At 74.7% G+C, this 25,872-nt stretch carries 23 protein-coding genes; 7 read left to right on the forward strand and 16 right to left on the reverse strand.

Translation table 11 applies throughout. The features are described from left to right. Positions 1-71: 71 nt before the first annotated feature. From catA to AC1Q5D_RS10980, 9 genes are all read right to left on the reverse strand, one after another. On the reverse strand, positions 72-926 hold the full coding sequence (gene catA / locus AC1Q5D_RS10940) for a catechol 1,2-dioxygenase (protein ID WP_481738629.1): 855 nt from the start codon (positions 924-926) through the stop codon (positions 72-74). Positions 927-1,155: 229 nt separating this feature from the next. Continuing rightward, positions 1,156-1,434, reverse strand: a complete 279-nt coding sequence (catC, locus tag AC1Q5D_RS10945) for a muconolactone Delta-isomerase (protein WP_481738630.1) — start codon at positions 1,432-1,434, stop codon at positions 1,156-1,158. Positions 1,435-1,490: 56 nt separating this feature from the next. Then, on the reverse strand, positions 1,491-2,594 hold the full coding sequence (locus AC1Q5D_RS10950) for an enolase C-terminal domain-like protein (protein ID WP_481738631.1): 1,104 nt from the start codon (positions 2,592-2,594) through the stop codon (positions 1,491-1,493). Continuing rightward, entirely contained in the window at positions 2,591-3,478 is an 888-nt protein-coding gene (locus AC1Q5D_RS10955; RefSeq protein ID WP_481738632.1) for a LysR substrate-binding domain-containing protein, read from the reverse strand. Before AC1Q5D_RS10955 ends, AC1Q5D_RS10950 begins: the two co-directional genes overlap by 4 nt. A 175-nt stretch (positions 3,479-3,653) precedes the next feature. Beyond that, the gene (locus tag AC1Q5D_RS10960; protein WP_481738633.1) at positions 3,654-4,595 is read right to left on the reverse strand and encodes a hypothetical protein; all 942 of its coding nucleotides are present in this window, start codon (positions 4,593-4,595) and stop codon (positions 3,654-3,656) included. A 152-nt stretch (positions 4,596-4,747) separates the two neighbouring features. Beyond that, the gene (locus AC1Q5D_RS10965) at positions 4,748-6,313 is read right to left on the reverse strand and encodes a dihydrolipoamide acetyltransferase family protein (protein WP_481738634.1); all 1,566 of its coding nucleotides are present in this window, start codon (positions 6,311-6,313) and stop codon (positions 4,748-4,750) included. A 97-nt stretch (positions 6,314-6,410) separates the two neighbouring features. Then, positions 6,411-7,385 (reverse strand): alpha-ketoacid dehydrogenase subunit beta, encoded by a 975-nt coding sequence (locus AC1Q5D_RS10970; RefSeq protein WP_481738635.1) that lies wholly within the window; start codon positions 7,383-7,385, stop codon positions 6,411-6,413. Further along, positions 7,382-8,554: a pyruvate dehydrogenase (acetyl-transferring) E1 component subunit alpha gene (gene pdhA / locus AC1Q5D_RS10975; RefSeq protein ID WP_481738636.1), complete on the reverse strand. Its 1,173-nt coding sequence runs from the start codon at positions 8,552-8,554 to the stop codon at positions 7,382-7,384. The genes AC1Q5D_RS10970 and pdhA overlap by 4 nt, the downstream gene beginning before the upstream one ends. A 122-nt stretch (positions 8,555-8,676) precedes the next feature. After that, positions 8,677-9,798, reverse strand: a complete 1,122-nt coding sequence (locus tag AC1Q5D_RS10980; RefSeq protein WP_481738637.1) for a histidinol-phosphate transaminase — start codon at positions 9,796-9,798, stop codon at positions 8,677-8,679. 141 nt (positions 9,799-9,939) lie between these two features. Here AC1Q5D_RS10980 and AC1Q5D_RS10985 point away from each other — a divergent pair, with 141 nt between their 5' ends. The 4 genes from AC1Q5D_RS10985 to AC1Q5D_RS11000 are packed head-to-tail and all read left to right on the forward strand — an operon-like array spanning position 9,940 to position 15,354. After that, positions 9,940-11,307: an MFS transporter gene (locus AC1Q5D_RS10985; RefSeq protein WP_481738638.1), complete on the forward strand. Its 1,368-nt coding sequence runs from the start codon at positions 9,940-9,942 to the stop codon at positions 11,305-11,307. 2 nt (positions 11,308-11,309) lie between these two features. After that, positions 11,310-13,421, forward strand: a complete 2,112-nt coding sequence (locus AC1Q5D_RS10990) for a molybdopterin oxidoreductase family protein (protein ID WP_481738639.1) — start codon at positions 11,310-11,312, stop codon at positions 13,419-13,421. Beyond that, a complete protein-coding gene (locus tag AC1Q5D_RS10995; RefSeq protein ID WP_481738640.1) occupies positions 13,418-14,950 on the forward strand; it encodes an FAD-dependent oxidoreductase in 1,533 nt (510 codons plus the stop codon). Before AC1Q5D_RS10990 ends, AC1Q5D_RS10995 begins: the two co-directional genes overlap by 4 nt. Next, a complete protein-coding gene (locus AC1Q5D_RS11000; protein WP_481738641.1) occupies positions 14,947-15,354 on the forward strand; it encodes a phage holin family protein in 408 nt (135 codons plus the stop codon). Before AC1Q5D_RS10995 ends, AC1Q5D_RS11000 begins: the two co-directional genes overlap by 4 nt. An 88-nt stretch (positions 15,355-15,442) precedes the next feature. Here AC1Q5D_RS11000 and AC1Q5D_RS11005 read toward each other — a convergent pair whose 3' ends face one another. Continuing rightward, on the reverse strand, positions 15,443-16,861 hold the full coding sequence (locus tag AC1Q5D_RS11005) for an alpha/beta hydrolase family protein (protein WP_481738642.1): 1,419 nt from the start codon (positions 16,859-16,861) through the stop codon (positions 15,443-15,445). Beyond that, positions 16,858-17,277, reverse strand: coding sequence for a hypothetical protein (locus AC1Q5D_RS11010; RefSeq protein WP_481738643.1), 420 nt, complete (start codon positions 17,275-17,277; stop codon positions 16,858-16,860). Before AC1Q5D_RS11010 ends, AC1Q5D_RS11005 begins: the two co-directional genes overlap by 4 nt. Positions 17,278-17,530: 253 nt before the next feature. Here AC1Q5D_RS11010 and purB point away from each other — a divergent pair, with 253 nt between their 5' ends. Then, complete coding sequence (gene purB, locus AC1Q5D_RS11015; protein WP_481738644.1) at positions 17,531-18,940, forward strand: adenylosuccinate lyase; 1,410 nt, start codon at positions 17,531-17,533, stop codon at positions 18,938-18,940. A 280-nt stretch (positions 18,941-19,220) separates the two neighbouring features. Further along, positions 19,221-20,396, forward strand: a complete 1,176-nt coding sequence (locus AC1Q5D_RS11020; RefSeq protein ID WP_481738645.1) for a metallophosphoesterase family protein — start codon at positions 19,221-19,223, stop codon at positions 20,394-20,396. Between the two features lie 49 nt (positions 20,397-20,445). Here the strand turns inward: AC1Q5D_RS11020 and AC1Q5D_RS11025 are convergent, their stop codons facing one another. The 4 genes from AC1Q5D_RS11025 to AC1Q5D_RS11040 are packed head-to-tail and all read right to left on the reverse strand — an operon-like array spanning position 20,446 to position 23,952. Beyond that, positions 20,446-21,051, reverse strand: a complete 606-nt coding sequence (locus AC1Q5D_RS11025; protein WP_481738696.1) for a response regulator transcription factor — start codon at positions 21,049-21,051, stop codon at positions 20,446-20,448. Continuing rightward, on the reverse strand, positions 21,048-22,142 hold the full coding sequence (locus tag AC1Q5D_RS11030) for a sensor histidine kinase (protein ID WP_481738646.1): 1,095 nt from the start codon (positions 22,140-22,142) through the stop codon (positions 21,048-21,050). Before AC1Q5D_RS11030 ends, AC1Q5D_RS11025 begins: the two co-directional genes overlap by 4 nt. Further along, a complete protein-coding gene (locus tag AC1Q5D_RS11035) occupies positions 22,139-22,894 on the reverse strand; it encodes an ABC transporter permease (protein ID WP_481738647.1) in 756 nt (251 codons plus the stop codon). The genes AC1Q5D_RS11030 and AC1Q5D_RS11035 overlap by 4 nt, the downstream gene beginning before the upstream one ends. Continuing rightward, entirely contained in the window at positions 22,891-23,952 is a 1,062-nt protein-coding gene (locus tag AC1Q5D_RS11040; RefSeq protein WP_481738648.1) for an ABC transporter ATP-binding protein, read from the reverse strand. The genes AC1Q5D_RS11035 and AC1Q5D_RS11040 overlap by 4 nt, the downstream gene beginning before the upstream one ends. A 206-nt stretch (positions 23,953-24,158) precedes the next feature. On the opposite strand from AC1Q5D_RS11040, the gene AC1Q5D_RS11045 reads away from it, so the two are divergent. Beyond that, complete coding sequence (locus AC1Q5D_RS11045) at positions 24,159-24,536, forward strand: hypothetical protein (RefSeq protein ID WP_481738649.1); 378 nt, start codon at positions 24,159-24,161, stop codon at positions 24,534-24,536. A gap of 99 nt (positions 24,537-24,635) precedes the next feature. Here AC1Q5D_RS11045 and AC1Q5D_RS11050 read toward each other — a convergent pair whose 3' ends face one another. Then, entirely contained in the window at positions 24,636-25,790 is a 1,155-nt protein-coding gene (locus AC1Q5D_RS11050; RefSeq protein ID WP_481738697.1) for a pyridoxal phosphate-dependent aminotransferase, read from the reverse strand. Between the last annotated feature and the right edge of the window lie 82 nt (positions 25,791-25,872).

The raw sequence follows: 25,872 nt of genomic DNA on the forward strand, positions 1-25,872 counted from the left end.
TGTTGTCCCTCCGGGGTGTGTTGGGGGTGCTCGGGGGCCCGCGGGGCCGCGGGCCCCGGCGCGGTCGGGTGCTAGGACTGGCGCTCGGGGTCGAGCACGAAGTCGTAGGTGGTCTGGACGCCGTTGCCGCTCTCGGCGGGCTGGATGTCCAGCATCAGCTCCGGCTTCACGGCCGTCGCGATGTCGTCGTCGTTGTGCGCGTCGCCCGGGAAGTACAGCTGGGCGGTGAGCAGCTCGTGGCCGGGGGCCGAGACCTTCAGGTGCAGGTGGGCCGGGCGCCAGGCGTGCCAGCCGGCGGCGGCGATGAGCTGGCCGCAGGCGCCGTCGGTCGGGATCTGGTACGGGGCCGGCTGCATGGTGTCGATCTGGAAGTTGCCCTCCTCGTCGGCGATGAACGTGCCGCGCAGGTTCCACTCCGGGATGTTCGGGGCGAACTGGGAGTAGTAGCCCTCCTCGTCGGCGTGCCACAGCTCGATCTTGGCGTTGGAGAGCGGGGCGCCGTCGGTGGAGCGGACCTGGCCCTGGAAGCGCAGCGGGGTGCCCTTCTCGTCCTCGCGCATGGAGATCTTGGCCGGGGTCTTCTGCTCCGGGGAGTCCGGGATGTAGTACGGGCCCTCGATGGAGCCCTTGTTGCCCTCGCGGTGGCTGGTGGCGACCTCCTCGACGGAGTGCTCGAGCCACACGTCCAGGAACAGCGGCCACTCGCCGTCCTCGCCGACCTTGATCAGCCAGGCCTTCAGCGCGTTGAACTCGTCGTAGGTCACGCGCTCCTCGAGCACGATGTCGTTCGCGGCCTTGACGAGCTTGCTCGCGAGCAGGTTCACGCGCTCCTGGTTGGCCTGGATGGAGGCGGTCTTGCCGGAGGCGCGGAAGCGGTCGGTGGCGGCGTTGCCGGAGGCGGCAGCGGAAGCGGTTTCGGTGCTCATGTCGTGTCCTTGTCTCGACGGCCTGCCGGCCGCCCCGTGGTGATCTGCAACTATGCGGTGCGTCACAGCTGCGTGACGTTGGTTTCCACCTTAGGGGCGCGATTCTTCGAAGAGAAATACTCTTTCCGTGCGGATTGAGACGCAGGGCAACCTAATGGAGGAGGCGGCGCGGAAAACCCCGGGCACCCGTGGGTGCCCGGGGTTCCCCGAACCGGTGCCGCCGGCCGGGTCAGCCGATCGCGTTGGGGTGCTTCGCGAGCGGGGTGACCTTGATCTTCATGTACGGGTACATCGGGAACCCGCTCAGGATCCGGTGCAGCTCGTCGTTGGACTCGACGTCGAACAGCGAGTGGTTCGCGTACTCGCCGACGATCCGCCAGATGCCGGCCATCTTGCCGCTGCGCTGCAGCTCGCCCGAGTACTCCTTCTCCCGGACCTGGAAGTCCGCGACCTGCTCGGGGGTCAGGTGCGGCGGGAACGTCACGTCCATGCGGGCCAGAAACAGCATGCTCTCTCCTTGCGTGGGGGGTGGGGGGACGACGGCGGCGCGCGGGCGCCGCGCCGCTACGCGTCGGTGCGGTACTTCGTGAGCTTGTCCTCGTCGATGGCGGCGCCGACGCCGGGCACGGAGCTCACGGCGATGGACCCGTCGACGATCCGGATCGGCTCGGCCAGCAGGTCGTCGGCCATGTCGAGGAAGTTCGACAGCTCGCCGGCCCGGCGGCTGGAGGCCTCGTGGGCGGCGCCGAACGTGACGGTGGCGAGCGAGCCGACCTGCGTGTCGATCTGGTTGCCCATGGTCACGTCCACGCCGAGGCCCGTGCAGAGGCCGAGGATCTGCTGGGCCTCCGTGAACCCGGAGCGCGCGGTCTTGATGCAGATGGCGTTGCAGCCGCCGGAGAGCAGCTCGCGGGAGACGTCGCCGGCGGTCGGGACCGATTCGTCGCCGACCACGGGGATGGGCGACTTCTCCACCAGGCGGCGCCGGCTCATGGCCTCCTTGGCGTCGCACGGCTCCTCGAGCAGGGTCAGCCCGAGGCCGTCGGTCCGGCGCAGGACCTCCAGGGCCTCGTTGGCGGTCCAGCCGCGGTTGGCGTCGAGGTAGATCTCGACGTCCTCGCCGAGGCCCTCCCGCAGCACGTGGCACGCCTCGATGTCGAGGGCCAGCGGCCGGCGGCCGACCTTGAGCTTGAACGTGGTGATGCCGTACTCCTCGCCGAAGCGCAGCGCCTCGTCGAGCAGCTCCTGGGCGGGACGGAAGCCGAGCATGTGGCTCACGCGCATCGAGTCGGTGTAGCCGCCGAGCAGCTTGTGCACGGGCTGGCCGAGCGTGAGGCCGAGCGCGTCCCAGAGGGCGATGTCCAGCGCTCCCTTGGCGACCTGGTTGTGGATGGTGCGGTTCAGGATCTCGTGGACCTTGGCGCGGTCGGTGATCTCGAGGCCGGTGACCTGCGGGGCGAAGACGTTCTCGACGATCTCGACGATCGAGGCCTGCGTCTCGCCGTACGTGTACGGCCGCGGGGGTGCGTCCGCGGTGCCGACGACGCCGTCGTCCGTGTGGACGCGGATGAGGACGTGGTCCGCGGTGTGGACCTCGCCGCTGGCGAAGCGCAGGGGGTGCGTGTACGGAATGGCGTACGGAATCGCCTCGATGCGTTCGATTTTCACTCGGGTGTTCCTTCCGGATCGCCGCCGAAGAGGGCGACGAAGTTGGTGATGAGGGCTGAGTCGTTGCCGCGCCGCCACGCGATGGCGAGGTCGACGGCGGGGGCGTCGCGCAGGGGCCGGAACACGATCCCGCGCAGGGCGAAGTTGCGGCGCGTCGTGGGGACGAGCGCGACGCCGAGGCCGGCGGCGACGAACGAGAGCAGGGTCGAGGTCTCGCCGGCCTCCTGGACCACGCGCGGACGGAAGCCCCGCCGGCCCGTGGCCTCGAGGGTGATCCCGCTGACCGCCGAGCCGCGCGGGTAGCCGACGAACGGCTCGTCGCGCAGGTCCTCGAGGCGGAGCGTGCCCCGGGAGGCGAGCTCGTGCTCCTCGGGCAGCGCGACGACGAGCTCGTCCTGCTCGAGCAGGCGCGTCTCGATCGCGGTCGAGTGGACGGGCGGCCGGAGCACGGCCACGTCGACGCGGTTGTCCTCGAGGGCGCGCTCCAGGTCGGGGGTGAGCATCTCGCCGGTGACGTGCAGCTTCAGGCCGGGCATGCGGCGGCGGGCGTTCTCCACGATCCGGGGCAGCAGCCGGTAGGTCGCCGAGCCGACCACCCCGATGCGGACGACTCCGCTGGCGCCCTGGCCGACGAGTTCGACGTCGTGGGCGAGCTGGTCCACCTCGGCCAGCAGCGAGCGGGCCCGCTCGAGCAGCAGCTCTCCGGCCGGGGTCAGGTCCACGCGGCGCGTCGTGCGCTCCAGGAGGCGCGTGTTCAGCTGCTCCTCGAGCTGCTTGATCTGCTGCGACAGCGGGGGCTGGGCCATGTGGAGGCGCACGGCCGCCCGGCCGAAGTGCCGCTCCTCGGCGACCGCGACGAAGTACCGCAGTTGGCGCAGCTCCATCGGGTCCTCCTGTCGCGTGGGCGCGCCGCAGCGGCGCGTTCACCCAGCGTAGGTCGACCTATTCCCCGACTGAAATACCAAATCGGCTTGGATTCATATGGAGGCGCTCTGAATCGTGGGTGGCGGTCGCGGGGTCGCGTCGGTCCCGGTCCCTCGGGGGAACGGGCTCCCCGGGTTAGTCCGTGTACCGGAGCGACCCGGCGATCTGGACCATGGCCTGGTAGCGCTCGGTGGACATGAAGGCCTTGGCCTCGGCCTCCGTCAACCGGTCGGGGTCCGTGCCCGGTGTGTTGACGAAGTGCTCGGTGGTGATCAGCCAGGCGACGCCCGCCGGGGGATTCGGGAAGGTGTAGAGGTGCGGCTGCTCCGTCCGGCGGGCGAGGTTGGCGGTGTCGGCGACCGCGAAGAGGACGGACCGGTCCGGAGGGGCGTCCGGGGCCGTGGTGTCCGTGATGGTCCGGTACGTATAGACCCAGTCGACGCGGCCCTCTCGGGCCAGGCCCTGGACGGTGCCCCGGTCGAGGTCGGCGCGCTCGTAGGACCCGACGTCCCCGTCGGTGTCCGTGACGACGTTCGTCTGGAACTGCGCGATGGGCCGGCCGCGGCCGTCGATGATCTCGAAGACGCCCTGGTGTTCCGTGAATCCGCCCTCCAGGGACCACACGGCCGGGTAGCGGAACGACAGGCCCCCGCCGGTGAAGGTCTTCCAGTCGTCCATGGGGATCTCGGCCGCGCCGGCGCCGGAGCTTCCGCGCGCCGCGCCGCCGGTCGCGCCGGGCGCCGCGGAGGTCGACGCCGCCCCGCCGGCACCGGGCGCGGTGGCGCCGCCGGCACCGGGCGCGGTGGCGCCGTCGGTGGCGGAGCCGCCATCGGAGGTCGGCGTGTCCGGGTCGGCAGTGGACGCATCGTCCGGCGTCCCGGGGCTCCCGGAGTCGGTTCCGCCGGTCGGGGACGCGCCCGTCGCGGTCGCGCCGCCGTCGTCCCCCTGGCCGGGCGGCGCGGCCTCGGGCGCGCCGCACCCGGCGAGCAGCAGCGGCACGGCGACCACCGCGGCGAGCCCGGCGCGGCGGCGGGACCGCCGGCTGGTGGATTGGCTGGGAGCAGGGGTGGTGCGCATGGCTGGCTCCGTGTGTCGGGCCCCGGCGGGCGCCGGAGGGGATCCCAGACGCGTCTGTATCAACCGTAGGCCGGGACGGTGCGCCCCGCCGTCACGATCCGGTGACGAAACGGCCCCCTTCGCCGCCCGGCGCCCGGCGGCCTCCGCCCTCCCTAGTCGAGCAGCAGCGCGGGCTCCTCCATGATCGCGGCGACGTCGGCCATGAACCGGGCGGAGAGGTCCCCGTCGACGACGCGGTGGTCGAACGAGCCGCCGAGCGTGGTGATCCAGCGCGGGATGACCTCGCCGGAGACGACCCACGGCTTCTGCCGGATCGTGCCGAACGCGACGATCGCGACCTCGCCGGGGTTGATGATCGGCGTGCCGGTGTCGATGCCGAGGGCACCGATGTTCGTGATCGTCAGGGTGCCGGCCTGCATGTCGGCGGGCGGCGTCTTGCCGGCCCGCGCGGTGGTGGCCAGGTCGCTCAGGGCCACGGCGAGCTCCTTGAGGCTCAGGTCCTGGGCGTTCTTGATGTTCGGGACCAGCAGGCCGCGGGGGGTCGCGGCGGCGATGCCGAGGTTCATGAAGTGCTTGACGTGGATCTCCGCGGAGCCGTCCGGCTGCTCGACCCAGCTCGCGTTGACGCTGGGGTTGCGGGCCGCGGCCCAGATGACGGCCTTCGCGAGGATCAGCAGGGGCGAGACCTTGATGCCCTGGAAGTCGCGCGAGGCCTTAAGCCGCTGCACGAACTCCATGGTGCGCGTCGCGTCGACGTCGACGTAGATGCTGACGTGGGGTGCGGTGAACGCGGACTCGACCATGGCCTTGGCCGTCGCCTTGCGCACGCCCTTGACGGGGACGCGCTCGACCCGGTCGCCCTGGCCGGGCTGGGCCGTCCAGAACGTCCCGGCCGCGGCCTGCTCGGCCTCGCGCTGGGCCTGGTAGGACAGCAGGTCCTCGCGGGTGACCTCGCCGCCGCCGCCCGTTCCCGGGACCTTCGACAGGTCGATGCCGAGTTCCTTGGCGATCTTGCGCACCGGGGGCTTCGCGAGCACGCGGCCGAGCAGCTCGCCGACGCGGGCCCGGCCCGCCGCCGCCGCGCCCGCGGTGGCGGAAGCCGTGCCCGAGGGGTTGGCCGGCGCACCCGCGGCCGGCGCCGAACCCGGGGCGGGCGCCGCCGTCGGAGTCGGCGCCGGGGCGGACGACGGCGGCGCCTCCGCGGAGCCGCCCGGGCGGCGCGCGGCGGGGCCGCGGAGGCTCCCCGGGGCTGGGCGGTTGCGGCGCGGGCGGCGCTTGGCCGGGTCGGCCTTCGGGCCGGACCCGACGAGCGGTCCGGGCGCCGCGGCCTCGGCCTGGTCCTGGGCGGGGGCCGGCGCGGGCACCCCGGCCGGGAGCTGCGGCTCGTCCGGGCCGGCCGCGGCGGCCTCCGCCTCCGCGGCCGCTCCACCGCGGGCGGGCGGCGCCGTCGTCCCCCCGGCGGGGGCACCCGCGCCGCCGGCGGCGGCCTCGTCGACGGAGAAGAGCGGGGAGCCGACCTCGAGCGTCTCGCCCTCGGCGGCGTGCAGCTCGGAGACGGTGCCCGCGAACGGGCTCGGCAGCTCCACGAGCGACTTGGCCGTCTCGATCTCGACGAAGACCTGGTTCACGGCCACCGTGTCCCCCGGCTTGACCTTCCAGGAGACGATGTCCGCCTCGGTCAGCCCCTCGCCGACGTCGGGAAGGTTGAACGTGCTCATGGTGCCTCCTGGCGGGTCTGCGGCGGGGCCGCGGGTCGTGCTGGCGGGCGGGGCCGGCCGGGGCTGGCGGCCGGCGCGGTCTCCTGGCGGGTCGGGGCTAGTAGGCGAACGAGCGGTCGAGCGCGTCGAGCAGCTTGTCGATGTCCGGCAGGTACTGCTCCTCCACCTTGGAGACCGGGTAGGGCAGGTGGAAACCACCCACGCGCAGGGCCGGGGCCTCCAGGCGCAGGAACGCCCGCTCGGACACGCGGGCCGCGATCTCGCCGCCGATCCCGCCGAAGACCGGGGCCTCGTGGGTGACGATGAGCCGGCCGGTCTTCTCGACGGAGGCCGTGACGGTGTCGAAGTCGATGGGGCTGATGGAGCGCAGGTCGATGACCTCGACGCTCCGGCCGTCCTCCTCGGAGGCCGCGGCCGCGGCCAGGGCGACGGGAACCAGCGGACCGTACGCGACGATCGTCGCGTCGGTGCCCTCGCGGACCACCTGCGCGCCGAAGGCGTCCTGCCCCGGGTTCTCCGTGTCGACCTCGCCCTTGAGCCAGTACCGGCGCTTGGGCTCGAAGACGATCACCGGGTCCTGGCACGCGGCGGCCTGCTGGATCATCCAGTAGGCGTCGTGCGGGTTGGACGGCGTGATGATGCGCAGGCCCGCCGTGTGGGCGAACAGCGCCTCCGGGGACTCCGAGTGGTGCTCGATGGAGCCGATGCCGCCGCCGTAGGGGATCCGGACGACGACGGGGGCGCCCAGCCGGCCCTCGGAGCGGGAGCGGATCTTGGCCAGCTGCGTCGTGATCTGGTTGAAGCCCGGAAAGACGAAGCCGTCGAACTGGATCTCGGCGATCGGCGCGTAGCCGCGCAGCGCCATCCCGATGCTGGTGCCGATGATGCCGGACTCCGCGAGCGGGGAGTCGACGACGCGGTCGGCGCCGAAGTCCGCCTGGAGGCCCTCGGTGATCCGGTACACGCCGCCGAGCCGCCCGATGTCCTCGCCGATCAGCAGCGACTTCGGGTTCTCCTCGAGGACGCGGCGGAGGCCGGCCGTCGTGGCCTTGGCCAGGGTCATCATGGTCATCGGGCGCCCTCCTCGGCGTCGGCGAATCCGGCCTCGTACGCGAGGTGCGCGTCCAGCTCCTCGCGGACCAGGGGGTGCGCCTCCGCGTAGGCGTGGCGGAACGCGTCCGCGAGGGACGGCCCCGGGAACGCCAGCGCCTCGGCGCGGACGCGCTGCGCCAGGGCGTCCCCCTGCGCCGCGACGTCGGCGAAGAAGGCGTCGTCGCCGGCGCCGGTCGAGCGCAGGTGCCGCTCGAGGCGCGGCAGCGGGTCCTTGGCGGCCCAGGCCTCCTCCTCGTCGGACGTGCGGTACTTCGTGGGGTCGTCGGCCGTCGTGTGGGCGCCGAGGCGGTAGGTCTCGGCCTCGATCAGCACGGGACCGTCGCCGCGCCGGGCCCGCTCGAGCGCCCAGCGCGTGGCCGCGTGGACGGCGAGGACGTCGTTGCCGTCCACGCGCAGGCCGGGGAACCCGTAGCCGGCCGCGCGGCGCGCGAGCGGCACGCGGGACTGGACGTGGAACGGCACGGAGATGGCCCACTGGTTGTTCTGGCAGAAGAACACGACCGGCGAGCGGTTGCTGCCCGCGAACACCATCGACTCGTGGACGTCGCCCTCGGACGACGCGCCGTCGCCGAAGTACGCCAGCACGGCCTCGCCCTCGCGCTCGAGCCGTTCGGCGTCCCAGCCGGCCTGGTCGCGCTGGATGCCCATGGCGTAGCCGGTCGCGTGCGGCATCTGGGCGGCGAGGACCATCGTGTAGAGGTGGAAGCCGGTCTCCCGGGGGTCCCAGCCGCCGTTGGAGATGCCGCGGAAGATCCGCAGCATCTCGGCGAAGTCCACGCCGCGGGTCAGCGCGACGCCGTGCTCGCGGTACGTCGGGAAGACGTAGTCGCGCGGGAGCGTCGCCCGCCCGGAGCCGATCTGGGCCGCCTCCTGGCCGCGCAGCGGGACCCAGAGCGCGAGCTGGCCCTGCCGCTGGAGGGCCGTGGCCTCCTCGTCGAAGCGCCGGGTGACCGCCATGTCGCGGTAGAACCCGCGCAGGGCCTCGTCGTCGACGTCCTCGAGGTACGGCGAGAAGACCGGGTCGGTCCGCAGTTCGCCGCCGGGCGTCAGCAGCTGCAGCTGCGCGAGGTCGTCCGGTAGCTCTTCCGCGGCGGCGATCAGTCCGGCCTGCGGGCGGCTGGGCGTCATAGGCGAGGGCCCCTCACGTGGATATATATGCCTGGCGGGGCATGCATTCCCCGCCAGGCATATGTGGCTAGTCGCCCTCCAGCCTACTGGCCGCCAGGGCGCGCCCCGGGATTTGTGACCGACTAGGAAAGCCGGGGGGCGTTTGGATAGGTCCTACAAAGCTCCAGGAAGCGGCTGTTGGCCTCCGCCTCGCCGATCGACACCCGGACGCCCTCGTTCCCGAAGGCGCGCACGGCCAGCGCCCGCTCCCCCGCGACCCGCGCGAAGTCTTGGGTGTGCTCGCCGAGGCCGAGCCAGACGAAGTTTCCCTGCGCGTCCGGGATCTCCCACCCGAGCTCGCGGAGGCCGGCCACGACCCGCGTCCGCTCGTCGACGAGCCCTTGTACCCTTTCCACAACCGCGTCGAGGTTCCGCAGCGACGCGACGGCCGCGGTCTCGGCGAGCGTGGAGACGGCGAACGGAACGGCCACGACCCGCAGGTGTGCCGTGATGCCCTGCTGCGCCACGGAGTAGCCCACCCGCAGGTTGGCGAGCCCGTGGGCCTTGGAGAAGGTCCGGAGCACCACGACGTTGGGGTGCTTGCGGTACATCTCGATCCCGTCCACGGCGTCCTCCGCGCGGACGAACTCGACGTAGGCCTCGTCGATGACGACCACGACGTCGCGGGGCACCCTGGCCAGGAATCCCTCGACCTCGTCGGCGGTGAGGATCGGCCCGGTCGGGTTGTTGGGCGTGCACAGCAGGACGACGGCGGTGTTCTCGGTGACGGCCGCGGCCATGGCCTCGAGGTCGTGCCGTCCGTCCGCGAGCACGGGCACCGGGACGGCGGTGGCGCCCGCGGTCTGGATGACGATCGGGTAGGCCTCGAAGGAGCGCCACGCGTACACGACCTCGTCGGCGACGCCGTCGTCGTTCTGCCCGGCGAACGCGCTGACGATCTGCGTCAGGGCGCCCAGGCTGCCGGCGCCCGTGACGATGTCTTCGGCCGGGACCGACAGGTGCCCGGCGAGCGCCTCGCGCAGGTTCGTGGAGAGCGGGTCGGGGTAGCGGTTGTAGTCGACGCCCGCCGCGATCGCCTCCAGGACGCCCGGCACGGGGGGCATCGGGTTCTCGTTGGAGGAGAGCTTGAACGGGGTCAGGCCCGGGGCGGCGGCCGGGGGTTTCCCGGCGACGTACTTGGGCAGCCGGTCGATGACCGGGCGAGGGGTGACCTCGCGGCGTGTGACGTGGTTCTCGGTGGTCATGGACCCAAGCCTAGCGGCGCGTGGCTCACTCCCGCCCGGCCCGGCGCGTGAGGCGGGTTTTCCGGGGCCGAAACGCGCCCGGCCACGGGGCGAAACGGGGGCCTGCGAGCGTGGGCAGCGTCCCCGACGAACGGAGAATCCATGGCCACGAACACCCGCGCCACCGCCCCGGAGCCTGGGCTGCGCCTGCGCCCAGGCCGGTGGGTCGACGAATGGACCCCCGAGGACGCCTCGTTCTGGCGCTCCACCGGGCGGGGAACCGCCGCCGTGAACCTGCGCTGGTCGGTCTTCTGCGAGTTCCTCGGGTTCGTCGTGTGGCAGTTGTGGTCGGTCGTGGCCGTCCAGCTGCCGGCCGCCGGCTTCGACCTCGACACCGGCCAGGTGTTCTGGCTGATCTCCGTGCCGAGCCTCGTGGGGGCCACCCTGCGGGTGCCCTACACCTTCGCGGTCGCCCGCTGGGGCGGGCGGAACTGGACCGTCGCGTCGGCCCTGCTGCTGGTCCTTCCGGCCGCGGCGCTGGCCTGGGCGGTGTCGGATCCCGGCACGCCGTTCGCCGTCCTGCTGCTCGCGGCCGCCCTGGCCGGGCTCGGCGGGGGCAACTTCGCCAGTTCGATGGCCAACATCACCCACTTCTACCCGGCCCGCGAGAAGGGGCGGGCCCTGGGGGTCAACGCGGCCGGCGGCAACCTGGGCGCGGCGGCCGCGCAGCTGGCGGTCCCGGTCGCCGTGTCCGCGCTCGGCGGCGCGGCACTGGCCCTCCCGGTGGCCGGCCTCCTGTGGATCCCGCTGCTCCTGCTGGCCGCGTGGGGCGCCTGGCGCCACATGCACAACCTCACGGATGCGCGCAGCGACGGGCGGGCCGTGCGCTCGGCCCTGCGGGAGCCGCACCTGTGGATCGTCGCGGTGGTCTACATCGGCACCTTCGGGTCCTTCGTCGGTTTCTCCGCGGTGTTCCCGAAACTGATCCTCGACACGTTCCCCCAGTACGCGGGGCTCCCCCTCGCCGGCGCCACGCTCTCGCTGGCCTTCCTCGGCCCGCTCGTCGGGTCCCTGGCCCGGCCGCTGGGCGGCCGGCTGGCCGACGCCTGGGGCGGGGCCCGGGTGACGGTCGCCGCGCTGGCCCTCATGGCCGCCGCGGCCGCCGCCGTCGTCCCGGTGCTGTCGGCCGGACGCTTCGGCCCGTTCCTCGGCCTGTTCCTGGTCCTGTTCGGGGCCGCGGGGCTGGGCAACGGTTCCGCCTACCGCATGCTGCCCGCCCTGTTCGCCCTCCGTGGCGACCTCGGCGGCATCAGTGCGGGGCGCCGGGGCGCGGCCGCCCTCGGACTCGTGTCGGCCGTCGGCGCCTACGGCGGGTTCCTCGTCCCGCAGGCCATGGGGGCCAGCGCCACGGCCACCGGCGGCTACGCCGCCGCCTTCACCGCGCTCGTCGCCGCCTATGCGGCCCTCGGGGCGCTGACGTGGGCGACCTACGTCCGGCGCGGGGCCGTTCTGGCCCGGAAGGGGGTCTGAGCATGGCGGGCACGCCCACACACTGCCCCTACTGCGCCCTCCAGTGCGCCATGGAGCTGGCGGCCCCCGCTCCCGGAGCCGTCCCTGCCGTCGCCGGCCGCGACTTCCCGACCAACGGCGGACGCCTCTGCCGGAAGGGCTGGTCCTCGGCCCGGGTCCTGGCCGCACCGGACCGGCTGACGACGCCCCTGGTGCGCGACGCCGGCGGCCGCCTGCGGCCCGCGGCCTGGAGCGAGGCGCTCGACCGGGTGGCCGCGTCGGCCCGGTCGCTGCGCGAGCGGTACGGGCCCGACTCCGTCGCCGTGTTCGGCGCGGGCGGCCTGACCAACGAGAAGGCCTACCAGCTCGGGAAGTTCGCGCGGCTGGCGCTCGGGACGTCCCGGATCGACTACAACGGCCGGTTCTGCATGGCCTCCGCGGCCGCGGCGGCGCAGCGGGCCTTCGGGCTGGACCGCGGCCTGCCCTTCCCGCTGGCGGACCTCGGCGGCGCGGGCGCCATCCTGCTCCTCGGCTCCAACGCCGCGGACACGATGCCCCCGTTCGTCAGGCACCTGGAGGGGGCCCGGTCCCGCGGCGGCCTGGTCGTCGTCGATCCCCGCCGCTCCGCGACCGCCCGGCTGGCCGACGACGGCGGCGGACTGCACCTGCAACCGGCGCCGGGCACCGACCTGGTGCTGCTGCTCGGGCTCGCGCACGTCGTGGTGGCCGAGGGGCTGGACGACGCCGGCTTCCTCGCGGCCCGGACCCGGGGGGCCGGGGCCGTCCGCCGGTCGGTGGCGCCGTGGTGGCCGGAGCGCGTGCAGGCGGCAACGGGAGTCCCCGCGCCCCAGGTCCGCGAGGCCGCTCGCCGCCTGGCGTCCGCGGCCCGGGCCGGCCGCGCGGGCGGCCCGGGCGCCTACGTGCTGACCGGCCGCGGCGTCGAGCAGCACGCGAACGGCACGGACACGACCACCGCAGCCATCAACCTCGCCCTGCTGCTCGGCCTGCCCGGAACCCCCGCGGGCGGCTACGGGACCCTCACCGGCCAGGGCAACGGACAGGGCGGACGGGAACACGGGCAGAAGGCGGACCAGCTGCCCGGGTACCGCAAGATCACGGACCCGGCCGCCCGCGCCCGCGTGGCGGCGGTGTGGGGCGTCGACCCCGCCGCGCTGCCGGGGCCCGGCCTGCCGGCGACCGAGTTGCTGCACACCCTCGGCCTGCCCGGCGGGTCCCGGATGCTTCTCGTCCACGGCTCCAACCCCGTCGTGTCGTCCCCGGACGCCGCGCGCACGGTCGAGGCGCTCCGCCGGCTGGACCTGCTCGTCGTCTGCGACTTCTTCCTCTCGGAGACGGCCGAGGTGGCCGACGTGGTGCTTCCGGTGGCCCAGTGGGCGGAGGAGGAGGGCACGATGACCAACCTCGAGGGCCGCGTGCTGCGCCGCCGCCGGGCCGTGGACGCGCCCGCCGGGGTGGCCCAGGAACTGTGGGTGCTGTCCGAACTGGCGCGGCGGCTGGACGCCCCGGGCCGGTGGCCCACCGACCCGGCGGACGTCTTCGCGGAGCTGTGCGCCGCGTCGGCCGGCGGGCCGGCGGACTACTCCGGGCTCTCGTATGCCGATCTGGACGCGGGGCGCGAAGCCTACTGGCCGTGCCCGGAACCGGCCGGGCCGGGGACGCCGCGTCCGTTCCTGGACCGGTTCGCCCATCCGGACGGCCGGGCCCTGCTCGTGCCCGTGGCGCCCGGCGGGGCGGCCGAGCCGTTGCACGCGCCGGGCACGGTGGCGCTGCTGACGGGTCGCCTCCTGGAGCACTACCAGTCGGGCGCGCAGACGCGCCGCGTCCCGGAGCTGTTCGAGTCCGCCCCGGAGCCACGGGCCGAGGTGCACCCGGCCACGGCGCACGCGGCGGGGATCGCCGACGGCGACGACGTCGTCGTCTCCACCGCGCGGGGACGGGCCAGGGCCAAGGCCCTGCTCACGGAGGACATCCGGCCCGATTGCGTGTTCCTGCCGTTTCACTTCCCCGGCGGGGGGCGCGCCAACTCCCTGACGAACGCCGCCACGGACCCGGTGAGCGGGATGCCCGCCTTCAAGAACGCCGCCGCCACGATCGAACGGGCGGGTCGCCGGTGAACGGGCCGGAGCGGGTCCTCGTCCTGGGGTTCGGTCCCGTCGCCGCGCGGCTGGTCGACGGACTGCTTCCCGCCGTCGACGCCGGCCGGATCGAGCTGGCCGTCGTGGGCGCCGAGCCGCGGACCGCCTACAACCGCGTGCTGGTCGCCGACGTGGGGGTCGGGCGCACCCCGGCCCGCGCCCTCGACCTCGCGGACGCGGACGAGCTCCGGCGCCGGGGCGTCGCCGTCGTGACCGGGACGGCGGCCGTCCGCGTGGACCGCGCCGCGCGGCGCGTCCTGTTCGCGAGCGGCGCCTGGCGCGGCTACGACCGGCTGGTCTTCGCCACCGGGGCCCGCCCCGTCGTGCCGACCCTGCGGGGGCTGGACTTCGAGCCGCACCGCGAGCCCAACCTGCCCGACGGCGTCGTCGCGCTACGCACGCTCGACGACGCGGCCCGGCTCCTGCCCGTGGTCCGCGCGGGCGGCCGGATCGTGGTCCTCGGCGGAGGGATCCTCGGCGTCGAAGCGGCCGTGGCGGCGGCCGAAGAGGGCGCCTCCGCCGTCCTCGTGCACCACGGACCACACCCCCTGGCGCGCAGCCTGGACGCCGACGGCGGGCGGCTCCTCGCGGCCAGGCTCGAGGCCGCCGGGGTCCGCGTGGTCGGCGGTGCGCGGGCCGTGGGTGTCTCCCGGCACGCCGGGCGCTTCGCGGCCCTGGAGCTGGACGACGCGCCCGACGTGCCGGGCGACCTCCTGGTCCTCTCCTGCGGCGTGCGCCCGCGCGACGAACTCGCGTCCGGGTGCGGCCTGCCGACCGGCCGGGGGATCCGGGTCGACCGCGGCCTGCAGGCCGACACGGAGGGCCACGTGTTTGCCGTGGGCGACTGCGCGGCCGTCGACGGCTCGGCGCCGAGCGGGCTGATCGGCCCGGGATGGGAGCAGGCCGATGCGCTGGCCCGCCGGCTCGACGCGGGAGCCGCTGGGCCCTCCGTGCCCCAAGCCACGGCCTCCCCGGCACCCCCGAGGCCGGGGGGACCGCTGATTCTGCTCAAGGCCCGGGGCCTGGATCTGGCCGCGGCCGGCGACGTCTCGGGTGGGATGTGGGGCCCCGGCCCGGCCCGCACGGCCGTCTGGGCGGACCCGGACCACGGCCGCTACTGCCGGATGACCACGCGGGACGGCGTCCTGACCGGTTTCGTCGCCATCGGCCTCCCCCGTACGGCGGCCGAACTGGTGCTGCTGTACGAGCGCGGCGCCGAGCTGCCGGCGGACCGCAGCACACTGCTGCGCCTCGACGGTCCCGCCGCGGGCCATCCGGGCGGATCGGCCCCCTCCCCCGACGACGTGCTGTGCCGGTGCAGCGGGGCCACCCACCGCGACGTGGCCGACGCGGTCGCGGCCGGCTGCGCGGACGCCGACGCCGTGGGGCGCGCCTGCCGGGCCGGCACGGGCTGCGGCGGCTGCCGCGAACGGATCGAGGTCCTCCTGGGGACGGCCGCCCCGGCCCCGGCCGGGTCGGGGGCCGGGCGTGCGAGGATGGGCCCATGATCGGCTTCCTCGTGCGCGTCGTCATCAACGCCCTCGCCCTGGCCGCAGCGGCCTGGCTCCTCCCCGGCATCGACGTCGGGGCCGAGGCCACGCAGCGGGCCACCGGAAGCGAGGCGGTGGGGACTGCCGTGTCGTACCTGTTCGTGGGCCTCGTCTTCGGCGTCGTCAACGCCGTGGTGCGGCCCGTCCTCGGCTTCCTGTCGCTGCCGATCACGTGCCTGACGCTGGGCCTGTTCGCCATCGTGCTGAACGCCGCGATGCTGATGCTCACGTCCTGGATCATGGGCTACACGCCCATCGGCTTCCACGTGGAGTCGTTCTTCTGGGACGCGATCCTCGGCTCGATCATCATCAGCATCGTCGCCGCCGTCATCGGCTGGCTGGTTCCCGGCGACCGGAAGTAGGCCCGCGGGGCCCGCTGCCGGGCGGTCCCGTGCCCACGGCACGGCACCGTCGGCCAGCGTCCGCGTCCCGAGGCGCGGCACCATGCCGTCAGCGCCCGGGGAACCAATCCCGCCGGTCCCTGAACTCCGGTCCCGTGGGCCGGCGCGCCGGGAGCTGCCCGGGCGGGACCCTCCGCTTGAGCGCCACGGCCTGGATGCGCGCCGTGCCGGCCCCGGCGAACACGGCCCCCAGCGCGCCCGTGGCCTCGACGACGGTCGGGTCGGTCGAGAGTTCGGCCGCCCCGGCCCCGAACGCGTAGTTGTCCAGGCCGTGGGCCGCCCCGAAGCCGGGGGCCGACCGGTCCGTCCCGGGGGCGTAGCCGTCGAGGCGAACGGTGACCCGGTCGCGCACGTCGGGGTTCTGGACGCCGTCGGCCCCCGGGACGGGGTCGTCGAGGTGCTCCAGATGCAGCCCGCGGACCCCTTCGGGGAGGTCCTTGGCGCCGACCGGGGCCCCGAACGTCACGACGTGGTCGACGTCGTAGACGCGGTTGATCCGCGGGTCCGCCGCGATGTTCGCGGCATGGATCCCGCCTTGGCTGTAGCCCGTGAGCACGATCCGCTCCCCCGGTTCCACGCCGGCCGCGCGCAGCGCGTCGCCGACGGCGGCCGACACGTGCTGGCTCCCCAGCCCCGCGCCCTCGACGATCCCGCCCTCGTTCCACGGGTTGGCCCGGCCCAGCGGCGTTCCCGTCTGCGTCCCGGGCAGGACGACGACGTGGACGGGCCCGGCCTCGCCGTTGGTGGTGGCCACGAGCAGCCGGCCGTCGCCGGCCGCCTCGGCCCGCTGCTGGAGGTCGGTGACGTCGGTCAGGGTCCCCCTGAAGGCGGCGGTGCCCGCGTCCTCGACGCCGACGACCCCGATCGGCCGCACATCCACCCACCCGTGGCGCGACCCGGTTCCCGCCAGCACCGGATACAGCCGCTCCGCGACGCGGGTGTCGAACACCCCGCCGTGGCGGGTGTCGCGAAGGAGGGGCGCGGACCCCGCGACCGGAAGGGCCGCGGGGAAGAGCAGCCCGAGCAGCGTCCCTGCCACGGCCGGCGACTGGTTGACGAGGTCCTCGACCGTCCCCTGCCGCGGACGCCCCGCGTTCGTCGCGAGGTCCCCGGAGACGAGCCACGGCAGCAGGTGGACCCGGGCCTCGTGGACGGCGCGCGCGGCGGCCTCCTCGGCCACGGTGTACACCGCCCTGCTGCGCCCGACCGCCTCGGCCGTCGCCGCCACCTCGCCCCACAGGACGCGGCACAGGTCGGCGGCTTCCCCGAGCAGCGCCTCCGCCGCGGCCACGGCGGCCATCTCCTCCCAGCCGCGCGGCCCCCAGACCGCCGCCCAGGGACGTGCGGCCAGGTGGCCCGCCGCGCCGGCGAGCGCGTCCGCCGCCCGGTGCAGCAGGGCCGTGCCCCGCTCGAGTTCGTCGAAGTTCGCCTCGACCCGGCCCGTCCCGCCCCGGGTGTCGTGGATCATGGGCCGGGCGGGCGGCGGGGAACGGGGTCGGGGCCGCCCCTGACCGTCCCGGCCGGGTACTGGAAGTCCCCCGGCGTCCCGGCCGTGACCATGGACCCCATCATCTCCACGCCCGCCTCCGCGGCGACGCGCATCCCCTCCTGCATGATCTCGCCGGCGGCCCGGCGCGTCTCCACGGCAGCCACGGCGACCGCCTGGGCCCTGGCCACCGCCACCTCGGCCGCCTCCACGATCCCGGAGAGGTAGCGGACCTGTGCGGTGAGCAGCTCGAGCTGGACCCGGAACGCGCGGCCGGCGGGCGACTCCCACCGCAGGGTCCCGAGCGGGGCGAGACAGCCGCCCGCCTCCTCGATCCCAGCCGCGGCCGCCCTCGTCCGCGCCAGCCGCTCGTCCCAACCGCCGTCGAACCAATCCATGTCCCTCCCCTTCCCGGTGTCCGGCGCCGCCCCGGTCGCACCACGGTAGGCCCGGGCGCAGCCGGCCCGCGGCGGCGGCCGCCGGGGTGTGGAGGGCCCGCGGGCCGCGGCGGCCTGTGGAGGGCCGGACGGACCAAGGAAGGTGGGACGCACCGGGGGCGGGACGGACCGGGGCCGTCCGGGCCGTCCCCTGGAGCCGGACGACGGGGCCCATGCCCCGGGGACCCGCGGACCGCATGGGATAATCGGACCCATGGCTGAATCCGCGCGCACCTCCCTCGCCTCCGAACCGATCGCCCTCGGGGCCCTCGACGGCCGCTACCGCTCCGCCGTCGCGCCCCTCGTCGACTACCTGTCCGAGGCCGCCCTGAACCGCGACCGCGTCCACGTCGAGGTCGAATGGCTGATCCACCTCGCCGCCCACCGCGTCCTGCCGGGGACCGAACCGTTCACGGCGGACCAGCAGGAGGCCCTGCGCCTGATCGTCACCTCCTTCGACGCCGAGTCCGTCCGGGAACTTGCCGAGATCGAGGCCGTCACGGTCCACGACGTCAAGGCCGTCGAGTACTTCATCGGCCGGCGCCTCGACGACATGGGCCTGGCGCACCTGAAGCCGATGGTCCACTTCGGCTGCACCTCCGAGGACATCAACAACCTCTCCTACGCCGTCGGCGTCCAGGGAGCCGTCGCCGACGTCTGGCTCCCCGCGGCCCGCGAGCTCGTCGCCCGCATCGCCCAGATGGCCGAGGACACCCGCGAGGTGCCGATGCTGTCCCGCACCCACGGCCAGCCCGCGACGCCGACGACGCTCGGCAAGGAGCTCGCCGTCGTCGCCTGGCGCCTCGGCCGGCAGCTGGACCGGGTCGCGGCCACCGAGTACCTGGGCAAGATCAACGGCGCGACCGGCACCTACGCCGCCCACTACGCCTCCGTGCCGACGGCCGACTGGCAGAGCGTCTCGCGCACGTTCGTCGAGTCGCTCGGGCTCACCTGGAACCCGCTGACCACCCAGATCGAGTCCCACGACTGGCAGGCCGAGCTGTACGCCGACATCGCCCGGTTCAACCGGATCCTCCACAACTTCTGCACCGACGTGTGGAGCTACATCTCGATCGGCTACTTCGCGCAGGTGCCCGTCGCCGGCGCCACCGGCTCCTCGACCATGCCGCACAAGGTCAACCCGATCCGCTTCGAGAACGCCGAGGCCAACCTCGAGATCTCCAACGGCCTGCTCGACACGCTCGGCGCCACCCTGGTGACCTCGCGCTGGCAGCGCGACCTCACCGACTCCTCGTCGCAGCGCAACATCGGCACCGCGTTCGGCCACTCGCTGCTCGCCATCTCCAACGTCCTCAAGGGCCTGGGACAGCTCAAGGTCGCCGAGCAGGTCCTCGCCGACGACCTCGAGTCCAACTGGGAGGTCCTCGGCGAGGCGATCCAGATGGTCATGCGGGCCGAGGCGATCGCCGGAGTCCCCGGCATGGAGAACCCGTACGAGCGACTCAAGGACCTCACGCGCGGCCACCGCGTCGACGCCGAGCGCATGAAGGAGTTCGTCACCTCCCTCGGCCTGTCCGCCGACGCCGAGCAGCGGCTGCTCGACCTCACGCCCGCCACCTACCGGGGCATCGCGTCCCAGCTGGTGGACCACCTCAAGAAGTAGGAGCGGGCCCGGACGGGCCCTCCGCGCCGGCCCCGCCGTCGCGCCCTCCCCCCGTTCGGGGCGGGCGCGACGGCGGGGCCTTCGCATGCCCGCCAGGCCCGCCCGCGCGTCCCCCGCGCCCGGCCCCCCGCGGCCCCTCACCCGCGCGTTCCCGGCCATTCGCCGGTGGTCCACCTTCCGATCACCGGGGCCTCCTAGCCTCGGTGGGCCGGCCGACCGCCCCGACCCCCGGGGCCGGGCCTTCCCCCGCCGCGGCCGGCGCACGAGAAAGGCAACCCACGTGACCCAGCAGAACCAGGGCGTCGGCCGGCGCGGAGTCCTCGCGGCCGGTGGCGCCGCCGCACTGGCGGGCATGTTCGCCGCCACGGCGACGCCCGCCCAGGCCGCCCCCGCCGGGGCCCCGAAGAACATGCCCCTGCAGTTCGGCGCCGACGGCCGGTTCCGGATCGTCCAGTTCAACGACACCCAGGACGGCCCGCGCACCGACCGCCGCACCATCCAGCTGATCGAGCGCGTCCTGGACCGGGAGAAGCCCGGCTTCGCGCTGATCAACGGCGACGTCATCAACGGCTCCCCGAAGAGCGCCGAGCAGGTCAAGCAGGCCGTCAACAACGTCGTCCAGCCGATGGAGTCCCGCGGCATCAAGTGGGCCCTGACGTTCGGCAACCACGACGAGGACTCCCTCGGCAACGGCACGGGCATGACCGAGCCGAAGATCCTCGAGTTCATCCGCGGCGCGTACAAGCACAACCTGAACCCGGCGCCCGAGGAGGCCGTGGCCGGGCACTCCAACCGGCAGCTGCTGGTCCGCTCCTCGCGCGGCAACCGCCCGGCGTTCGGCGTGTGGCTGTTGGATTCGGGCCGCTACGCCCCGGAGACGCTCGGCGGCCAGGACTTCGAGGGCCTGATGGGCTACGACTGGATCCGCCCCAGCCAGATCCAGTGGTACCGCGAGGCCTCCGCGGCCACGGAGCAGAAGTTCGGCGGCAAGGTCCAGTCCCTGATGTTCTTCCACATCCCCCTCTTCGAGCACCACCACCTCTGGTACGGCTCGCAGTTCGACTCGGACGAGTCGAAGCACGCGGCCGCCGTCGAGAAGCACGGCATCGTGGGCGTCAAGAACGAGGGCGTCTACACCGGCGCGTTTAACTCCGGCCTGTACGCGGCGCTGCAGGAGCGCGGCGACGTCCGCGGCGTGTACGTGGGGCACGACCACATCAACACGTACATGGGCGACTACTTCGGCATCGAGCTGGGCTACGGCCCGGGCACCGGATTCGGCACGTACGGCCTGGGCGGGGCCGGGGAGCACCACCTGCGCGGCGCGCGCGTGTTCGAGCTCGACGAGTCCGCCGACGGCGTCTACACCGGCACCCGCACCGTGTTCGCGAAGGACCTCGGCATCGACATGGCGCCGGAGTCCCAGCCGATCGACGAGCCGCTGCCCCTGCCGTAGCGGGTTCGGGGGACGACGGCGGCGCCCGCGCGGGGCCGTCGTCGTCCCCCTAGATCCACCCCCGGTCCGCGGCCACGCGCGCGGCCTCGATCCGGTTCGCCGCCCCGGTCTTGCCGATGGCGCTGGAGAGGTGGTTGCGCACGGTCCCGGGCGAGAGGTGCACTTGGGCCGCGATCCGCGCGACCGGCAGCCCGTCCCGGGCCAGGGCCAGGACCTCCCGCTCGCGTCCGGTGAGCGGGCTGGTGCCCTCCGCCAGGGACTCGGCGGCGAGCTGCGGGTCCACGACGCGCAGCCCGGCGGCCACGCGCCGGATCGCGTCGGCCAGCTGCGCTGCGGGCGTGTCCTTGACGACGAATCCGCTGGCCCCCGCCTCCAGGGCCCGGCGCAGGTAGCCGGTGCGCCCGAACGTGGTGACCATCAGCGCCCGGCAGCCCGGGGCCTCGGCCCGCAGCCGGGCCAGCGCCTCGATCCCGCCGACGCCGGGCATCTGGATGTCCAGCAGGCACACGTCCGCCTCGTGCCTGCGGGCCGCGTCCACGGCGGCCCCGCCGTCGGCCGCCTCCGCCACGACCTCGAGGTCGGCCTCCAGGTTCAGGAGCGCGGCCATCGCGCCGCGTACGAGGGCCTGGTCGTCGGCGACCACGACGCGGATCACCACGCCACCTCCACCCGGGTCCCGCCGGCGGGGGCCGTGCCCACGGTGAGCCGGGCGCCGGTGCCCGCGAGCCGCTCCTCCATGCCGCGCAAGCCGTTGCCCGGGGTGTGGGGCACGGGGAGGCCGTCGCCGTCGTCCTCCACCGCGATCCGCCGCTCGGCGAAGCTGAGCCTGCACGAGGTGGCATGCGCGTGGCGCAGCACGTTGGTGCCGGCCTCGCGCAGGATCCAGCCGAGCACGGGGCGCAGCGCGGGGTCGACGGCGCCGGGGTCGCCGTCGGTGCGGACGTCGAGCCCCGCGTCGCGCAGGGCGAGCTCGAGGGCCCGCGCCTGCGTGGGCAGGTCCACGGACCGGAGCCCGCCGACGGTGGCGCGCACGTCGGCGAGCGCGGCGCGGACCATGCCGTGCAGCTCCGCCAGCTCCGCCTGGGCGCGGGCCGGGTCGGTGCCGACGAGGCGTTCCGCGAGCTCGGCCTTGAGGGACATGACCGTCAGCGTGTGGCCGAGGCCGTCGTGGACGTCGCGGGCGACGCGCTCCCGTTCGCTGACGACGGCGAGCTCCCGGGCGGCGGAGTGCGCGCGGGTCTCCGAGTCGATGAGGGCGCGCTGGACGGCGTTGGCGGCGAACACGCCGGTCTGGATGGCCGCGATGAACAGGTACTCGGCGAAGCGTCCGGCCGCGGCGGTGAGCAGCAGCGTCCCGGCGATGGTTCCCGCCCCGATGGCCCACATGGCCCGGCGCGGGAGCAGGTAGCAGGCGTACGCGAGGACGAATGGCGTGGTGAAGAGCGCGTCGAGGCCGATGAACGGCGCCAGGGCCGCGGCGAGGATCCCGAGGAGCGCCAGGCCGGCCCAGTTCCACGGGAGGCCCAGGACGCGCCGGGCGCCCCACCGGGCCATGCCGAAGAAGCCGCCGACGTACACCGCCGCGAACAGCCCCACCAGCGCCAGGGCGGCCGCCGTCGCGCCCGCCGGGAGGCCGGAGCCGAGCACCGAGCGGACGGTGAAGGCCAGGAAGACGAGCCACACCGCGGGGAGGATCCACCCGAAGCGCGCCCAGGCGCCGGCGAGGCCGCGGTCCGGGGGCGTCACTGCCGCCTGCGGCCGCGGCGCACCCCGGCCACGGCCGCCGCGCCGAACACGAGGATCCATGCCCCCAGATTAGCGAGCAGCGCGGGCAGCGCGTCCGGGGCCTCGCCCGCGCTGGCGAGCGCCCCCTCGAGCTGGGGCCAGCGCAGCAGGCCGACGTAGCCGTACATCGGCGTGAACCGGGCCAGGTCCAGCATGGCCCCGGTCAGCGGCATGAACACGTTGCCGATGAAGGACATGAGGACCAGCACGCCGGTGGCGACGCCGAGCGCGGACTCGCTCTTGAACAGCATCGCGACGGCGTAGCCGAACAGGGCGAACGCCGCGGCCCCGGCGAGCGTCAGCGCGAACGTCGCGGCCCAGACGCCCGGCCCGGCGGCGCGGGCCCCCGTGGCGGCGCCCACGGCGTAGACGCCGAGGATGGACACGCCCGTGATGGCCAGCGCGTTCACGACCTTCCCGGCCACGACGGCGGCCGGCCGGGCCGGGGTGAGGCCGAGCTGGCGCCCCCAGCCCTGGAGCTGTTCGACGGCGGCGCCCCCGGTGGCGGTCGTCGCGGCGAGCGCGGCACCGTACGCGGCCATGGAGGCCATGGTGTAGAACTTGACGTTCCCGGCGCCGAACCGCTCGTCGCCGAACGGGGCGGACGCCCCGAAGACGACGTACATCAGGGGCGGCATGAGGACCACGAACAGGACGTTGCTGACGTCGCGCAGCTGGCGGACCAGGTCGATGCGCAGGTAGGTCGCGTTCACGGCCGGGCTCCTTCGGGCGCGGGGGAGGTCAGGTCGATGAAGGCCTTCTCGAGGCTGGGCGCGGAGATCTCCAGGTCCCGCGCCCCGTGCTCGGTGAGCAGGGTCCGGGCGATCCGGTCCGTGTCCGTGGCGGTGACGTCGAGGCGGGCCCCGGCGCGTTCGGCGGAGCGGACGGCGGGGTCGGACCGCAGCGCGGCCAGGACGGCGTCGGGGTCGTCCACGGTGGCGCCGAGCGTCCGGCCGGCGGCGAGGGCGCGGATCCGTTCGGTGGGGCCGTCTGCGGCGACGCGGCCGCCAACGACGAGGACGGTGCGGTGGGCGAACCGTTCGGCCTCCTCGAGGTAGTGCGTGGCGAAGAGGACGGTCCGGCCGGCGTCGGCGTCCTGGCGCATGGCGTCCCAGAACCCGCGCCGCGCCGCCACGTCCATCCCGGCGGTGGGTTCGTCCAGGATCAGCAGGTCCGGGTCCGGCAGGAGGGCGAGGGCGAACTTCAGGCGCTGCTGCTCGCCGCCGGAGCACTTGGAGACCCGGCGGGCCCCAATCCGGGCGGTGTCGGTGCGCGCCATGACGTCGGCGACCCGGTGCGGGGCGCGGTGCAGGGAGGCGATCGCCTGAACGGTCTCACGGACCGTGAGATCGCGCAGCAGGCCGCCGGTCTGCAGGACGACCGAAACGCGGCCCTCCCGGACGGCCCGGCGCGGGGTCGTGCCGAGCACGTCGACCGTTCCGGAGTCCGGGAGCGTGAGCCCCAGGACCATGTCGATCGTCGTGGTCTTGCCGGCTCCGTTGGGACCCAGGAAGGCGACGATCTCCCCCGGCCGGACGGAGAGGTCGATCCCGTCGACGGCGGCGACCCGGCCCCGCGCGGTCCTGAACGCCTTGCGGACACCGTCCAGGCGGAGGGCGGGGCCGGGGCGTGCTCCGGCCGATCCGGCCGTGCCGGGGCGGGGACCCGACGATGCGACCGCGCCGGGGCGGGGACCGGGAGGTGCGGCCGAGGCCGGCCGGGGAGCGGCCGGCGCGGCGCGGCCGCTGGAGGGGGATGCGGTGGGCTTCATGCCTCCACTCTTCCCGCGCGCGGACGCCGGCGGCAGGGGAGACCGTCACGAGACGGCCCTGACAGATGTCACGGCCCGACCTCCCCTCCACCATCCCGCGGCCCGGCCCGCCGTCCACAACGGCGGAGTCCGCGCCCCCACGGCGCCCGGACCGCGGCCATGCTCGAGGTCCGGGCGACCGTCCGGCCGGCGAAGGGAGCAAGGGCATGGACCAGGTGGATGTTGACGGCCTCGCGGACGAGCTGCGGCGGCTCTCGGACGAGATGACCCGGCCGAAAGCCGCCGAGTGTCTGGTCTGCTACCTCTACCGGATGCTGGAGTTCGGGTGCCGCGGCCACGAGTTCACGGCGCGCTACCGCGACCTGTGCGCGCCCCGGGCCACGGCCCTGCTCCGGCGGCTGGCGCGGATGGGGGCGTGTTGCTGCGAATGCGAGGTGTTCTGGAACGCCTACCAGCCGAACCCGCGGTTCTTCGCGGTCGACGCCGAGGGGGACTTCGTCACTGAGCCCATGCCGGTGTGCCACGGCGTACGCCGCGGCTCGACGCAGCCGTGCTGCCTGTGGCTCAGGATCCCGCGCCGGTGAGCGGGCGCGAGGATGCCACGGCCGGGTCCGCTGCGGGCGGGCAGGACCGGGATGCGCGGCGGACGCGGGTCTCCCCGACCGGCTGCCAGCCGCCGCGTTCTACCGCGGGCCCGCCTGGAACCGGACGATCCGCTCCACGGCCTCCCGGACCGCGTCGGCCCCCGCGGCGAAGCTGAGCCGGACGGCGCGGCGGCCGCCCTCGCCGTCGAAGTCGGCGCCGGGCACCAGGGCGACGCCCTCGGCCTCGAGGAGCGCCGCGCAGTAGGCGGCCGAGTCGCGGAAGCCCTCCAGGGCGGCGCCGAGGTCCGCATAGAGGTAGAACGCGCCGTCCGCGGGGGCCGCGTCGCCCCATCCGAGGCGGGGCAGCGCGTCCAGAAGGGCGGCCCGGGTTTCGGCGAACCCGGCGACGGCTCGCTCGGCCTGCGCGTAGGACTCCGGGGTGAAGGCCTCGAGCGCGGCGATTTGGGCCGGGGCGGGCGGGCAGAGGGCCACGTTGCCGGCGAGCGCATCCACGGCCGCAACGAGGTCGTCCGGCACGAGGGCCCATCCGATCCGCCACCCGGTCATGCCCCAGTACTTGGAGAAGCTCGAGACCACGGCGCCGGAGCGGTCCAGCTCCCAGGCGCAGACCCCGCGGGGGTCGGGCTGGCCGGGGGCCGGGTAGGTGATGCCGTGGTAGATCTCGTCGCTGACGAGGCGGACGCCGTGACCGGCGCACCAGGCCCCCAACGCGGCGAGCTCCGCGCGCGTTGCCATCGTCCCGGTGGGATTGGCCGGGGAGGCGAGCACGAGGCCGGCCAGCGGCCCATGCTCTCCGGCCGCTGCCTCGAGCAGCTCGGGAGTGGGCTGGTAGCGCGTCTCGGGGCCGCAGGGGATCTCGACGACGTCCACGTCGAGGGCCCGGAGGATATTGCGGTACGCGGGGTAGCCGGGCCGGGCGAGCGCGACCCGGTCGCCGGGGTTGAACGCGGCCAGGAAGAGGAGCATGAACGCCCCGGAGGAGCCGGTGGTGACGGCGACGTTCCGGGCGGGGAGGTCGATCCCGTACCAGCGGGAGTAGTGGGCGGCGATGGCGTCGCGCAGCGCGAGGAGGCCGAGGGCCGGGGTGTACGTTAGGGGCGCGTGCGAGGCGTGGAGGGCGGCCGCGGCGTCGGAGACGGGAGCCGGGGCACCCCCGCCGGGCTCCCCCGCGCAGAGGGAGACGACGTCGCGGCCGGCGGCCCGCAGTTCCGCCACGCGCTGCAGGATGTCCATGACCTGGAACGGCGGGACCTGGGCCCGGCGGGCGACGGCGAGGCGGTGGTTCACTGCGGCGGCTCCTGGGACGTGCGGCGCC

It is taken from the genome of Arthrobacter paludis (genome assembly GCF_056782315.1).

What these genes read in the sequence shown, in the direction of transcription:
- AC1Q5D_RS10970 (WP_481738635.1), bottom strand. Translation starts at nt 7,385, where the DNA reads ATGACCATGATGACCCTGGCCAAGGCCACGACGGCCGGCCTCCGCCGC.
- AC1Q5D_RS11000 (WP_481738641.1), top strand. Translation starts at nt 14,947, where the DNA reads ATGATCGGCTTCCTCGTGCGCGTCGTCATCAACGCCCTCGCCCTGGCC.
- AC1Q5D_RS10965 (WP_481738634.1), bottom strand. Translation starts at nt 6,313, where the DNA reads ATGAGCACGTTCAACCTTCCCGACGTCGGCGAGGGGCTGACCGAGGCG.
- AC1Q5D_RS11050 (WP_481738697.1), bottom strand. Translation starts at nt 25,790, where the DNA reads ATGGACATCCTGCAGCGCGTGGCGGAACTGCGGGCCGCCGGCCGCGAC.
- AC1Q5D_RS11045 (WP_481738649.1), top strand. Translation starts at nt 24,159, where the DNA reads ATGGACCAGGTGGATGTTGACGGCCTCGCGGACGAGCTGCGGCGGCTC.
- pdhA (WP_481738636.1), bottom strand. Translation starts at nt 8,554, where the DNA reads ATGACGCCCAGCCGCCCGCAGGCCGGACTGATCGCCGCCGCGGAAGAG.
- AC1Q5D_RS11005 (WP_481738642.1), bottom strand. Translation starts at nt 16,861, where the DNA reads ATGATCCACGACACCCGGGGCGGGACGGGCCGGGTCGAGGCGAACTTC.
- catA (WP_481738629.1), bottom strand. Translation starts at nt 926, where the DNA reads ATGAGCACCGAAACCGCTTCCGCTGCCGCCTCCGGCAACGCCGCCACC.
- purB (WP_481738644.1), top strand. Translation starts at nt 17,531, where the DNA reads ATGGCTGAATCCGCGCGCACCTCCCTCGCCTCCGAACCGATCGCCCTC.
- AC1Q5D_RS10985 (WP_481738638.1), top strand. Translation starts at nt 9,940, where the DNA reads ATGGCCACGAACACCCGCGCCACCGCCCCGGAGCCTGGGCTGCGCCTG.
- AC1Q5D_RS11040 (WP_481738648.1), bottom strand. Translation starts at nt 23,952, where the DNA reads ATGAAGCCCACCGCATCCCCCTCCAGCGGCCGCGCCGCGCCGGCCGCT.
- AC1Q5D_RS10960 (WP_481738633.1), bottom strand. Translation starts at nt 4,595, where the DNA reads ATGCGCACCACCCCTGCTCCCAGCCAATCCACCAGCCGGCGGTCCCGC.
- AC1Q5D_RS11010 (WP_481738643.1), bottom strand. Translation starts at nt 17,277, where the DNA reads ATGGATTGGTTCGACGGCGGTTGGGACGAGCGGCTGGCGCGGACGAGG.
- AC1Q5D_RS10980 (WP_481738637.1), bottom strand. Translation starts at nt 9,798, where the DNA reads ATGACCACCGAGAACCACGTCACACGCCGCGAGGTCACCCCTCGCCCG.
- AC1Q5D_RS10990 (WP_481738639.1), top strand. Translation starts at nt 11,310, where the DNA reads ATGGCGGGCACGCCCACACACTGCCCCTACTGCGCCCTCCAGTGCGCC.
- AC1Q5D_RS10955 (WP_481738632.1), bottom strand. Translation starts at nt 3,478, where the DNA reads ATGGAGCTGCGCCAACTGCGGTACTTCGTCGCGGTCGCCGAGGAGCGG.
- catC (WP_481738630.1), bottom strand. Translation starts at nt 1,434, where the DNA reads ATGCTGTTTCTGGCCCGCATGGACGTGACGTTCCCGCCGCACCTGACC.